Below are 12,717 nucleotides of genomic sequence, written 5' to 3'. Positions count from 1 at the left end.
ATGGCTATATTCGCTGTCAATTTAAAACGAATCCTAACCTTGATGAAAGAAACAAAGTAAAAAAGGATAAAGAGAAAGACGACTTTTCATTCAAAATTGAATGAAAAGTCGCCTTTCTTGTTTTGTATCCGGTTTATAAACCGAAAAACGTAAGTTTTTCAGTGGCCTCGGAGAATCTCCTCTCTTTTTTTATTTTTGTTGTACCAACTTTACCATTAGATTTGCAATTGTATGTTGTTCTTGTTCATCTGCCACTTTCCAAAGCTCTGCTAATAGTTTTTCTTGATCATTGCGCGCTTCTACTTCATTTGCAAGATAATCCCCAACGCGGTATGCCATATCTGAAATAGCACCGCCCTCTAGACCCTTTCCTTGCGCCTGCTCTAAACGCTCTCCTAAAAAGCTTTTCCATTGATCAAAATTATCTAGTACTGACATATTAAGCACCTCACCACTATTGAGTATTACAATCATACTTAATTTGCACAGTTTTTTATCTTTTATGTATGTTTTTTAGCAATACCATCCACCATTTACTCCAATAATTTGACCTGTTATATAAGAAGCTCCTGGTGATATTAAAAAGGAAACTGTTTTTGCCACCTCTTTTGGGGAACCAATTCGTCCCAATGGAATTTCCTCTGCAATTCCATTTTTATCTTCTTCTGAGAATATACTTAACATTTCTGTTTCAATTGCCCCTGGCGCTACTGCATTGACACGAATTCCACTTAAAGCCACTTCTTTCGCTAAAGCTTTTGTATATGCATTTTGTGCACCTTTTACCATGGAATATAATACTTCGCAAGAAGCTCCAATTTGCCCCCAAATTGACGAAATAATAACAACACTACCCTTTCTCCGTTGTATCATTGGTGGCAATGCAAGCGACATAAGCTTATACACACTCTTCACTTGCAATGCAATCATTTCATCAAGTTGTTCATTTGTCACATCAGTAACTAAGCCAAATATACTTTTTCCCGCTGCGTATACAATCGTATCAATCGGATGATCAATCTGTGCCCACAATTTCTCTACTCCATCCGCACAGGCTAAGTTAGCTTGAACAGGAATGACTTCTCCAATTTGTTTTTCTAACTCCTTTACTTTTTCTTCATTTTTATTGTAGTGCATATATACTGTATACCCATCTTCTATTAACTGCTTTGAAATTGCAAAGCCAATTCCTCCGCTTCCCCCAGTCACTAACGCATATTTCTTCATTTCTTGATCCTTTCTTCGAAGACATCTATTCATACTCTTCATTATAAATACCCCTCTTTACTTTTTAAGCTTTACTAAAAAGTAAGAAGGGGTTCATTTTTATATAACAGACAACAGATCCCTCATGTTTGTATGTTATTTCTTTGGTAATACTTGGCAAACACTCATTCTGTCTTCCACTAAAAATTCTTTTGCTGCACTTTGTAAATCTTGAACTGTTATGCCTTCTAAAGTAGATAATGCATCAAATAAACTCGTTTCATTAAATGCATATCTTGTAAATTGATTTGCAATATATTCAGGTGAATTAAGAGAGCGTAAAAATCCTCCAATTTTCTTTTTCTTTACACGTTCTAATGTATTTGCATCAATCTTATTATAATCTATTTGTAACAAAATGGCTTTCAATCGATCTGCTAATTCATCTGGCTGTTTTGTATCGCCTCCAACCATCGCAAACCCAAAATTACTCTCTTCTGTATAATCATAAGAAAATGTTTCGTCAATGAGCCCTTCATTATATAAAGACTCATAATGAGCTGATCCTTTTCCAAATAAGTAATCTAAAAGTAACGTCAGTACAATTTCTTGTTTTAAAAGCGCCTCACCTTTTTCTTTTAGCCCTACTGCTTTAATTCCTACTAAACATTTTGGCGTTTGAACAGACATCGAAATAATTTTCTTTTTCTCATTTACCTCTTCTGGTTCACTTTCAAATGAACGAATAATTTCTGGCTGATTTTGATAATCTTTTTTTGCTTGATTCTCTCGTACTAATGCGATTGTCTTTTCTGGATCAACAGCTCCAACAACAAATAAAAGCATATTACTTGGATGATAAAATGTTTCATAGCATTCATACAATAAATCTTTCGTAATTTTGCTTATCGATTCAATTGTTCCAGCGATATCAATTTTAATCGGATGTTTCACAAATAGACTATCAATTAACCCAAAGTATAAACGCCAATCTGGGTTATCTTGATACATTTGAATTTCTTGACCAATAATGCCTTTTTCTTTTTCCACTGTTTTTTCCGAAAAGTATGGTTCTTGAACAAAATTTAATAATGTATTTAAATTTTGTTCCACATTGGATGTACATGAAAAAAGATACGCTGTTCTTGTAAAGGATGTAAATGCATTTGCAGATGCTCCTTGCTTACTAAACAACTGAAATGCATCATGATCCTCTTTTTCAAACAATTTATGTTCAAGGAAATGAGCGATTCCATCTGGCACCCGAACCATCTCTTCTTTTCCAAGAGGAACGAATGTATTATCGATAGAGCCGTACTTTGTTGTAAACGTTGCAAATGTTTTATTGAATCCGTGCTTCGGTAAGATATATACATCTAATCCATTTGGAAGCTTTTCATAATAAAGCGTTTCTTGTAATTGATCATAAGCAATCTTCTCCATCTATTCTCCCTCCGTTCCATGTAAGAAGTAAATCGTATCTAACTCAATTTGATTTGCGACCTTCACAATTTCTTCTTTCGTAACCGATTCTATTCCCGTGACCCATTCTTCTACTGGGCGTGTATGTTCCGCAATAATACCATGGTATAATAGTTCAACGAAACCACGTGGTGTATCAATCGCTTCTAAAATTTGATTTCGAATTACACTTTTTGTTTGCTGAATTTCTTCCTCTGAGAAATCACCATTCTTCATCGCCTTCATCTGCTCTTTAATAATAGCAACCGCTTTCTCATAATTCTTTCCTTCAATTCCAGACATAACAAAGAGCAAGCCTTTATGACTTTCAAAGCGTGAAGCGGCATAATACGCTAAACTATTTTTTTCCCGAACATTCACAAACAATTTGGAATGCGAGAACCCACCAAATAAACCGTTAAATAATTGTAGTGCAAAGTAATCTTCATCACGATAGGTCACATATGTGCGATAACCGATATTTAATTTACTTTGTTTTAGTTCTTGTTTCTCAACAACCTCTTTTTCTTCGTTATTTCGTTTATGAAGTATTACATTTTTTTCTTTCGGTACGCGTGGTGAAATGGAAAAATATTTACGAACGAGTTCGGCTGCATTGTCTGAAATATCTCCAATAATATAAAGATCCATTTCATCTTCCGCTAACACTTTTTGATAATATTGATATAACTTTTCACTTGTAATGAGCGGAACATCTTCTTTTTTCCCGTTGGAGCTTAATCGATATGGTTCGACTTTACACATTTCTTCAATGAGACGTTCATTTGCATAACGCATTTTATCATCATATGTTGCTTCAATTCGTTGTAGAAGCGCTCGCTTCTCACTCTCCACAATAGACTGTAAAAAACCCTTTCCTTCAGTTGCTGGATGTAACACAATATCAGATAACATAGAAAGCGCTTTTTCAAAAAGAGGCGGAGCATCTTGTAAATATTTCTCATTGGCGACATCCATGTAAATAGATATGATATGCTCCTCACCTTTTTTACTTACATCTACCGCTAAAGAAGACCCATATAATTCCTCTAAATATTGGCGAAGACGAATGACAGATGGCAATTTCTCGGTAGCGCTTTGTAAAACGTAAGGCAAAATAGCACGCTCTGTCACAGTTTCTTCATTTAAAGGTGCCTTAAAGCGAAATACAAATGTATTTGTTTTATACTTATCTGTTGGAATGATATGTACTCGTAAACCACCTAACTCATGCATTTGCTGTTCCATCAATTTCATTTATAGCCCTCCTTTACCTATGTAGGAATATTCCTCTTCAATATACAGTTTTTAGAAATCAAAAATCAACTTTTCTTCCTTTTTACTTTTAAGTTCTTGTATGCATTTCCATATTAAACATATTCTATGTCAAAAAGCCCGCACTAATGTGCGAGCTTTTTCAAACTTCGAAAAGATTATCTCTTTCCTTTTTCATATGGTGTTCCCAGCGCTTTTGGCGCTTCTGAACGTCCAACAAAACCCACTAGTGCTAAAATCGTAAACACATATGGCAAAATGGTTAAGAAAACACTTGGTATTTCTTTCAGTACAGGAATAGTTCCTCCCGTTACTCCAAGGGATTGTGCAAACCCGAAGAACAAAGCCGCTCCTAGCGCCCCAAGCGGATTCCATTTCCCGAAAATCATAGCAGCTAGCGCTAAGAAACCTTGTCCTGTAATCGTTGCACCTGAAAAGTTATTTGAGATGGACATGGCAAAGATGGCACCGCCAACGCCTGCAAACATACCTGAAATACAAACGGCAATGTAACGCATTTTATATACATTAATCCCCATTGTATCAGCTGCCATTGGATGTTCACCAACTGCGCGAAGACGAAGACCAAACGGCGTTTTATAAATAATATACCAAACAATAAAAGCTAAAATAATAGCAATATACGATGTTACGGGTACACTGGAGAAAAATATTTTTCCAATAACAGGAACGTCTGAAAGCCCCGGAACGTCGATTTTTTCAATACGATATTGAATAAAATCAGTTTGACCTTTACCGAAAATTTTCTTAATCGCAAAAACAGTCAAACCAAGCGCTAAAAAGTTGATTGCTACTCCACTAACAACTTGGTCCGCACGAAATGTAATGGAAGCAACGGCGTGAAGAAGTGCAAATATCCCACCGCCAATTGCTGCAAAAACAAGTGCAATCCAAGGGGTCATCGTACCCCATGTATCTCCCATTAATAAAGTTGTCACAACACCAATAAATGCACCAAATAACATTAACCCTTCTAATGCGATGTTTACAACTCCAGAACGTTCACTGAACACTCCACCAAGCGCTGTAAAAATAAGTGGGGCCGCTGTATATAATGTACCTGTCACAAGAATGGCTAAAATATCTAAGAAGTTCATTTATTTCCCCTCCTTGCTCATGCGTGTCAGTGCCCAGCGTAAAACATAGCTACAAGCAACAAAGAAAATAATACATGCAATAATGACATTGATTAATTCAGATGGCACATCTGCTTCAAAGTTCATTTGCGGCGCTGCACTTTTCAAACCACCAAATAATAAAGCAGCAAGCAAGATACCAAATGGGTTATTGCTACCAAGAAGAGCGACTGCAATTCCGTCAAATCCAATTCCAGTAAACGAGGTCATCGCTGTCATATTTTGAAAGGTTCCAAGCCCTTCCATCGCTCCACCAATACCTGCAAAGGCACCTGCAATTGTCATCGATAAAATGACATTACGAGAAACTTTCATACCAGCATATTGCGAAGCATGTTGATTAAATCCAACTGATTTTAATTCATAACCTAACGTTGTTCGATCTAATAAGAACCACATGAGAATCGCAATAAGAATCGCAACAAGAATCCCCCAGTGCAGACGTGATCCTTCCGTTAAAGAAGAAAGCCATTCAGACGCTAACGATGCACTTGGCTGAATATCATATGATTTTTCATTCGCTTCATGTAAAAAACGTTTAATGAGGTCATATGTCACATACAGTGCAATATAGTTCATCATAATGGTTACAATCACTTCATTTACTTTAAATTTCCCTTTTAAGTACCCTGGAATAAATCCCCATAAACCACCAACGATTGCTGCAATTAAAATAGATAGCGGAATATGCAAGAATGCTGGTAATGACACTGCATAACCGAACCAAACTGCTGCAAGCCATCCGACTAACAATTGCCCCTCTACTCCGATATTAAATAGACCTGTACGGAATGCAAAGGCAACGGAAAGACCAGCTAACACAAGAGGGATCATCGTACGAAGTGTTTCACCTATAGCTTGCGGGTTTCCAACCATTCCTTCCCACAATGCTGCATACCCAACAATCGGATCATATCCGCTCATTATCATAACAATGGCTCCTACAAGCAAACCAAAAAGAACAGATAACACAGGTACTAAAATATTAATCGTTCGCTCCGTTAAAAAATTTTTAGCCATTTGTACTCACCTTCTCTTCCCCTGTTCCACCAGCCATTAAAAGACCTAACTCTTGTTCATCCGTTGCTTTTGCATCAACAATTGCAACAATTTTCCCTTCATAAATAACAGCCACACGGTCACTTACATTTAAAATTTCGTCAAGCTCTAAAGACACAAGTAGGACCGCTTTCCCTTTATCTCTTTGCTCGATTAATTTTTTATGAATAAATTCAATTGCCCCTACATCAAGACCACGCGTTGGCTGTGCCGCAATTAATAAGTCCGGATTGCGATCGACCTCACGAGCAATAATGGCTTTTTGCTGATTCCCACCAGATAGCGCCCGAGCCAATGTATATTCACTCGGTGTACGCACATCAAACTGCGCAATAAGCTCTTTCGCTTTTTTTGTAATAGTATTAAAATTTAAAAAACCTTTTTTCGAAAACGGGTTTTTATAATATGTTTGTAAAACAATATTATCTCTTACGGAAAAATCCAAGACGAGTCCATGTTTATGACGGTCTTCTGGAATATGACCAATTCCCTCTTCTGTAATTCGTCTCACAGGCCAATTCGTTATCTCTTTCCCATTCATTGCAATAGAACCTGACTCAACTTTTCGTAAACCAGTAATCGCCTCTATTAATTCACTTTGTCCATTCCCATCAATTCCTGCAATACCAACAATTTCTCCTGCACGAACAGTTAAGTCAAGGCCTTTTACAGCAGGTAATTGACGTGCATCACGAACAACAAGGTTCGCAATCGAAAGTACATCTTTCTCAGGTTTTGCGTCTAATTTTTCTGTTTTAAAATTCACTTGACGTCCAACCATTAGTTCCGCAAGTTTATGTTCATCTGTATTTGCAACGTCAACTGTACCGATTCCTTTTCCTTTTCGAATAATCGTACAACGATCACAAACTTCCATAATTTCTTTTAATTTATGAGTAATTAGAATAATAGATTTTCCTTCTTGTACAAGTTTTTTCATAATTTGAATCAGCTCATGAATTTCCTGAGGAGTTAATACTGCTGTTGGTTCATCAAATATTAAAATTTCAGCTCCTCGATAAAGCGTCTTTAAAATTTCAACCCGCTGCTGCATCCCAACTGAAATATCTTCAATTTTCGCATACGGGTCTACCGCTAGACCGTATTGTTCAGATAACTTTTTAATTTCTTCTGCCGCTTCATCAACTGCAATTTTCCCTTTTTTCTTCGGTTCATTTCCAAGAATAATATTCTCTGTAACGGTAAAATTGTGAACAAGCATAAAATGTTGGTGAACCATGCCAATTCCAAAATTATTCGCAATATTAGGATTTGTAATTTTTACAGGCTTCCCTTTAATTTTAATTTCTCCTTGCTCTGGCTGGTACAGTCCAAAAAGAACATTCATTAGCGTTGATTTCCCTGCTCCATTTTCCCCGAGCAAAGCGTGTATTTCTCCCTGTTTTACTTGCAGCGTAATATCATCATTCGCCACAATGCCTGGGAATACTTTTGTAATATTGTTCATCTCAATTACGTATTCCATTGTGTTCCTCCTTTTAGCAGGGAACAATCCCCCCAATTACACTCTATGAAAAATGATTCGGTAGATACAAAGGTTAGTTCTACGAACTAACCTTTGCTATTTCTCTATCATTATTTCGTTAGAGAAGCCTCATACTCTTTGTACTCATCATCAGTTGCAGGCACTTTAATTTCACCAGCTGTAATTTTCTTCTCAAACTCTTCTATTTTTGTTAAGATTTCTGGATTTGCTTTTTTCACATTGTCAGTTGTCTTCGCAATACCAATACCATCATCTTTCAAACCGAATTCTTCTATTTTACCACCTTTTAATTTTCCATCTTTTGCTTCTTGCGCTACTTTTGCTACTGCAACGTCAACACGTTTTACCATAGACGTCAACGTTACATTTTCAGGCATACCTTCTTGATTTTGGTCACGGTCAACACCAATTACCCAAACATTTTCACCTTTTTTCTTACGGTTTTTCGCTTCTGTAAATACACCATTACCCGTTGCACCAGATGCGTGATAAATTACGTCTACACCTTGACCATACATTGCTGATGCTAATACAGATCCTTTTTCTGGTTTATCAAAGGCATCTGCATATTGTGCAACGATTTCAATGTTTGGATTTACTGCTTTCACTCCAGCTTTAAATCCCGATTCAAACTTGCTAATTAATGGACTCTTTACTCCGCCGACAAAGCCCACTTTATTAGATTTTGTCGTCATCGCCGCCGCAACCCCAACAAGGAAAGATCCTTCATGGTCTTTAAATGTAATACTTGTTACATTTGGTTTTTCCACAACAGCGTCTACAATGGCAAATTGTTGTTTCGGATATTGATCTGCTACTTTTTCAATAGAGTCTTCCATTAAATATCCAATACCAAATGTTACATTATAATTTCCTTTCGCAAACTTTGTTAAGTTTGGAATATAATCTGAGTCTTTACTTGATTGAAGATAACGATAGCCTTCATTTTTTTTCAAATCATTATCTTTACCGAACTTTGTTAATCCTTCCCATGCTGATTGGTTAAAGGATTTATCATCAACCCCACCAATATCGGTAACCATACCAACTTTAAAACCCTTACTATCTTTCTTGTCACTACTTGCTTTGTCTGAGTTACCACATGCCCCTAACACTGTACTCGCTGCTAACGTTAATGATAATAAAAGACCTGCTTTTTTCTTCATACTAGAAACCCCTCCTAAAATGATGTATATTTCTATTTACTATTTATGCTGTTGTCCCTTCCTTCTTGCTGTCACCTCCCTAAAAAGGAACCGATTTACATACGTTTTCGTAATACATGGAAGCTAAATTTATCTGCTCTAAAATAATTAATAGAATACAAAATTGGTTCATCATTTTGATCGTAATGCATTTGTTTTAAAATCAGTAATGCCGTTTCTGGTTCACACTGCAAGATTGGTGATATTTTCGGATGATATCCAATCGGTTCAATATGAGCAACTGCATATGTTACGCGCTTATGCGTGTTATTATGTATAACAGTAAGCAACGACTCCTCATTATAATCTGATAAATCCGACAATATTTCTTTTGATAATTTATCAACACAGTATACAACAGGTTCCCCATCTGCTGTACGAACACGTTCAATCATAACTGCTTCGAAACCTTCTTCACTATGAAACTTTTCTTTTTCTTCTTCTGTTAAACTTGTAGTAGATGATGATAAAAAAATAGTCCCCGGTGTTTTTCCAGCACTAGCAATCATATCGGTAATACTGGAAAGTTGTTCGATTCCAGAAGAGAACAACGGCTTTGCATTCACAAACGTTCCTACGCCATGTCTACGAATGACAACATTTTCTTCTTCCAAAATACGGAGCGCTTCACGCAAAGTGGCTCTACTTACACCTAGTTCCTTTGCTAAATCAAACTCAGAAGGTAACTTTTGCTTTTCTTTATATGCTCCACTTTTGATTTTCTCTTTAATATGATCAATCACTCGCAAATATAAATGCCGACTATCAGATTTAACCGACACAAGACTCCCCCCATTCAATTATTCGACCTCTGATGTAAGACTTCTTTTCTCTTTTTCTCTCGATATTATAATTTGTCGAATAAATATTAATAGTTTTTTAAGACGAAATTTTTCATCTTTAATATATAAAAAAAACTTTGTACCATAAACATTCCTCATCTAGAGAAAAAGTTCGGCACAAAGATTCCTCTTACATCCTTTGTTACACACTTCTCCCCTCATAGTCTAGCAATTCATGGTTGCTAGGTAGAAACTTATGGACCTTATTTCCAAGATTATATGAGGCAGTGATTCTTTTCGAAGTAATCTTACCACTTGCCCCCATATGTGTCAACAAAATTCAACACTTTTCCGCAGTAAATATCGAACATTTAGTAAAATGAAACCAAAAGTATTCGTATTCTATGGAATTAACAAAAATGTAAGCCCTTTCTTTTGTGCTATGTATAGTATATAACAAAAACACTATATAAAAAAGCCTAATTGTAAACAATTAGACTTTTTTATTAAGAACTCTGTTCTTGTATATCTTTAATTAACACTTCACGCGGTTTGCTGCCTTCATACGGTCCAACAACACCATTCATTTCCATTGCATCAATCAGACGTGCTGCACGCGTATATCCCACTCTAAATCGTCGTTGTAACATCGAAACAGAAGCAGTTTGCATTTCGACCACAAGCTGTACTGCTTCATCATATAATTCATCTTCTACTTCTTGTTTTGTTTCTGGTACATCTTGCGGAATCATATCTTCTTGATATTGTGCTTTTTGTTGTCCAATCACATACTCTACAACTCTTTCCACTTCATCATCTGATAAAAATGCGCCTTGTACACGTATTGGTTTTGACGCACCAATCGGTATAAAGAGCATATCTCCTCTTCCTAACAATTTCTCTGCACCACCGCTATCAAGAATCGTACGAGAATCCGTTTGAGAAGATACAGCAAAAGCAATACGTGATGGAATATTCGCTTTAATAACCCCTGTGATCACATCAACCGATGGACGCTGCGTTGCAATAATTAAATGAATGCCTGCAGCACGAGCCATCTGTGCTAATCGCATAATTGCATCTTCGACATCCGAAGACGCGACCATCATTAAATCAGCCAACTCGTCCACAATTACAACAATATATGGAAGTTCTTGTTGCTTCGCTTCTGATTGCTCATTATGATGTCTAATATACTCATTATATCCTTCGATATTACGCGTTCCACTATGTGCAAACAATTCATAGCGACGCTCCATCTCACTAACAACTTTTTTCAAAGCTTGTGAAGCTTTCTTCGGATCTGTCACTACAGGTGTTAACAAATGCGGAACACCATTGTATACATTTAACTCTACCATCTTCGGATCAATCATCATTAACTTTACTTCGTGCGGTTTAGCACGCATTAAAATACTAACAATAATCCCATTAATACATACACTTTTTCCGCTACCAGTCGCTCCAGCTACCAATAAATGCGGCATCTTATTTAAACGTGCTAAGACAGCTTCACCTGTAATATCGCGTCCCAGACCGATTAATAATTTTTCCTCCGGATGATTATTCGCCTTTGAATCTAGCACCTCTCTAAGTGTAACCACCGAAACTTCTGAATTTGGAACCTCAATTCCTACGGCTGATTTCCCGGGAATTGGCGCTTCAATTCGAATATCTTTCGCTGCTAAAGCAAGCGCTAAATCATCACTTAAACTAACAATTTTACTCACTTTCACACCCATATCAGGATACACTTCATACTTTGTAACTGCGGGCCCTTTATGTACTTTCGTTACTTTCGCTTTCACTCCAAAACTTTGGAAAGTTCGTTCAAGCTTACGAGCATTCTCATAGATTTTTTCATTTTCATTTGTCACTTGCTTATTCTTTGGAAACTTCAATATATCGATAGTAGGAAGTTCATAATCTTTATTTTCTACATTTGAAAATTGCATCGGCGGCGCTTTTGTATCTCCTTCTAACGATTCAACAATCTTCTCGCCACGTTTCTTTTTCGTTTTTTCTTCTGGTGTATTTTGCACTTCCTCAATATCTGAAATAGGGTTATCCATTCCTGTTTCTTTCGGCAAATCCTGTTCTTCATGAATTGGATAATTCTCTGAGAAATTCGAAATAATTGGCGGATCTATGGTTATTTCTTCTATAGGCTCGGCAATCTCTTCGCGGGATTCAGAACTCTCATTTCTCGTGCGTCTTTCTCTTTTTTTCTTTTCAGTTTGTTCAGCTGCACGCTTCGATTTCCACTCTTTATAATCTCCTTGCATGACCTGAAATTGACTTCTTACTATTCTCCCTACCGGAGCTAATATTTCACCAATATGTTTATTTGTAATACAGAGTATACCAAGAATAACAAGAATAATTCCAATTAGATAAGCTCCTACTTCATCAAATAAGAAATAACATGTTGCAAACATGAGAGCTCCAAACATACCGCCACCTAAATGAATCGTGCCTGGACTCTTTTTCATCTCAAGAAAGAACAAGTCTTTTGTACTAACAATAACAGATGTATTTTCTACCGCTCCGTCCTTTGTAAGCAGATTAAATAATGTAATGTGACTAAACATTAATATCGCTAATACAATCAAATAAATACCGATTAGTCGTTTATGAAGAAGGTTGGGCCATCCACGCCTAATGACAAACGCAATGGATAACGCAATCACTCCTAATACACCAATTATGTACCATTCACCAAAGAAAAAGCGAAAAAATAACACAAACGATTTCCCTACAATCCCTAGTTGTAAAATTGTAATGATTGAAAGTGCAAAAAGAGTCAATCCGACGATTTCATAGTACAAAGTTGGTTTTATCGTACGTCTTGCCTTTGATTTCGTCCCTCTTTGCTTTTGTTTTGCCATTTTTTCACCCCGTGTTCTAAAAATTAAATGTAACGTTTCGTCCGCTATTTTGCAGCAATAACACTTTTTTGAACTACCCCCACTTAACACTCTTACGAGCTGTTTGAAGTGGGAGATTCCTAAGAACACCAACCTAACGGTTAGTTATTGATTAGGCTATCCCCGTAGTCCCTACGG

10 protein-coding genes and 1 riboswitch are annotated in these 12,717 nt (G+C 36.6%); all 10 genes read right to left on the bottom strand.

The features are described 5' to 3' along the window. Positions 1-189: 189 nt before the first annotated feature. The 10 genes from MR059_RS21150 to MR059_RS21105 all read right to left on the bottom strand — a co-directional run bounded on the left by MR059_RS21150 (position 190) and on the right by MR059_RS21105 (position 12,540). On the bottom strand, positions 190-438 hold the full coding sequence (locus tag MR059_RS21150) for a DUF3243 domain-containing protein (protein WP_012094876.1): 249 nt from the start codon (positions 436-438) through the stop codon (positions 190-192). Between the two features lie 75 nt (positions 439-513). Beyond that, positions 514-1,227 (bottom strand): elongation factor P 5-aminopentanone reductase, encoded by a 714-nt coding sequence (ymfI, locus tag MR059_RS21145; protein WP_041810481.1) that lies wholly within the window; start codon positions 1,225-1,227, stop codon positions 514-516. Between the two features lie 135 nt (positions 1,228-1,362). Continuing rightward, positions 1,363-2,649, bottom strand: coding sequence for an EF-P 5-aminopentanol modification-associated protein YfmH (yfmH, locus tag MR059_RS21140; RefSeq protein WP_087095227.1), 1,287 nt, complete (start codon positions 2,647-2,649; stop codon positions 1,363-1,365). Further along, on the bottom strand, positions 2,650-3,924 hold the full coding sequence (gene yfmF / locus MR059_RS21135) for an EF-P 5-aminopentanol modification-associated protein YfmF (RefSeq protein WP_012094879.1): 1,275 nt from the start codon (positions 3,922-3,924) through the stop codon (positions 2,650-2,652). Between the two features lie 176 nt (positions 3,925-4,100). Next, a complete protein-coding gene (locus MR059_RS21130; RefSeq protein ID WP_012094880.1) occupies positions 4,101-5,060 on the bottom strand; it encodes an ABC transporter permease in 960 nt (319 codons plus the stop codon). Continuing rightward, positions 5,061-6,119 (bottom strand): ABC transporter permease, encoded by a 1,059-nt coding sequence (locus MR059_RS21125; protein ID WP_242162016.1) that lies wholly within the window; start codon positions 6,117-6,119, stop codon positions 5,061-5,063. After that, on the bottom strand, positions 6,112-7,644 hold the full coding sequence (locus MR059_RS21120; protein WP_012094882.1) for an ABC transporter ATP-binding protein: 1,533 nt from the start codon (positions 7,642-7,644) through the stop codon (positions 6,112-6,114). Before MR059_RS21120 ends, MR059_RS21125 begins: the two co-directional genes overlap by 8 nt. A 110-nt stretch (positions 7,645-7,754) precedes the next feature. Further along, complete coding sequence (locus MR059_RS21115) at positions 7,755-8,831, bottom strand: BMP family lipoprotein (protein WP_087095228.1); 1,077 nt, start codon at positions 8,829-8,831, stop codon at positions 7,755-7,757. A gap of 95 nt (positions 8,832-8,926) precedes the next feature. Continuing rightward, on the bottom strand, positions 8,927-9,652 hold the full coding sequence (locus MR059_RS21110) for a GntR family transcriptional regulator (RefSeq protein ID WP_012094884.1): 726 nt from the start codon (positions 9,650-9,652) through the stop codon (positions 8,927-8,929). A gap of 201 nt (positions 9,653-9,853) precedes the next feature. Further along, positions 9,854-9,955: riboswitch (purine riboswitch) on the bottom strand. A gap of 203 nt (positions 9,956-10,158) precedes the next feature. Beyond that, complete coding sequence (locus MR059_RS21105) at positions 10,159-12,540, bottom strand: DNA translocase FtsK (protein WP_012094885.1); 2,382 nt, start codon at positions 12,538-12,540, stop codon at positions 10,159-10,161. Positions 12,541-12,717: the final 177 nt, after the last annotated feature.

The sequence above is a fragment of the Bacillus cereus group sp. BfR-BA-01522 genome, assembly GCF_022662635.1.
Taxonomy (GTDB): Bacteria; Bacillota; Bacilli; order Bacillales; family Bacillaceae_G; genus Bacillus_A; species Bacillus_A cytotoxicus.
The sequence above is the reverse complement of the archived record's forward strand: the minus strand, read 5'-3'. Positions and strand labels throughout refer to the sequence as shown.

Excerpts from the sequence above, each read along its gene's own strand:
- MR059_RS21150 (WP_012094876.1), bottom strand. The coding sequence starts at position 438 with ATGTCAGTACTAGATAATTTTGATCAATGGAAAAGCTTTTTAGGAGAG.
- ymfI (WP_041810481.1), bottom strand. The coding sequence starts at position 1,227 with ATGAAGAAATATGCGTTAGTGACTGGGGGAAGCGGAGGAATTGGCTTT.
- yfmH (WP_087095227.1), bottom strand. The coding sequence starts at position 2,649 with ATGGAGAAGATTGCTTATGATCAATTACAAGAAACGCTTTATTATGAA.
- yfmF (WP_012094879.1), bottom strand. The coding sequence starts at position 3,924 with ATGAAATTGATGGAACAGCAAATGCATGAGTTAGGTGGTTTACGAGTA.
- MR059_RS21130 (WP_012094880.1), bottom strand. The coding sequence starts at position 5,060 with ATGAACTTCTTAGATATTTTAGCCATTCTTGTGACAGGTACATTATAT.
- MR059_RS21125 (WP_242162016.1), bottom strand. The coding sequence starts at position 6,119 with ATGGCTAAAAATTTTTTAACGGAGCGAACGATTAATATTTTAGTACCT.
- MR059_RS21120 (WP_012094882.1), bottom strand. The coding sequence starts at position 7,644 with ATGGAATACGTAATTGAGATGAACAATATTACAAAAGTATTCCCAGGC.
- MR059_RS21115 (WP_087095228.1), bottom strand. The coding sequence starts at position 8,831 with ATGAAGAAAAAAGCAGGTCTTTTATTATCATTAACGTTAGCAGCGAGT.
- MR059_RS21105 (WP_012094885.1), bottom strand. The coding sequence starts at position 12,540 with ATGGCAAAACAAAAGCAAAGAGGGACGAAATCAAAGGCAAGACGTACG.